Below are 260 nucleotides of genomic sequence, written 5' to 3' on the forward strand. Positions count from 1 at the left end.
ATCCCGTCGCGCATATTTCGCAAAACTTTAAGCACGTTGTCTTTCATGCTACTGGCTAGTCCACCGACTTTTTTCTTAACTGACGTCCAAATATTAATAACAGTATTTTTAACTGCCTTAAAGATGTTAGCTACGCCAGATTTTAAGGCGTTAAATTTATTTCTAACGCCATTCCAGAGGCCTTGAGCAAGCTTAACGACGGAATTTTTTATGCCTGTCCAGACTCTGACAGCAAAAGCTTTAACGTTGTTAAAGATAGC

At 39.2% G+C, this 260-nt stretch carries 1 protein-coding gene; it reads right to left on the reverse strand.

Going from position 1 to position 260, the window contains the following annotated elements; genetic code table 11:
* Positions 1-260, reverse strand: a 260-nt coding sequence (locus tag FC24_RS11805) for a hypothetical protein (RefSeq protein WP_235807389.1), incomplete at both ends; no start/stop codon positions are given.

It is taken from the genome of Loigolactobacillus rennini DSM 20253 (genome assembly GCF_001436505.1).
Taxonomy (GTDB): Bacteria; Bacillota; Bacilli; order Lactobacillales; family Lactobacillaceae; genus Loigolactobacillus; species Loigolactobacillus rennini.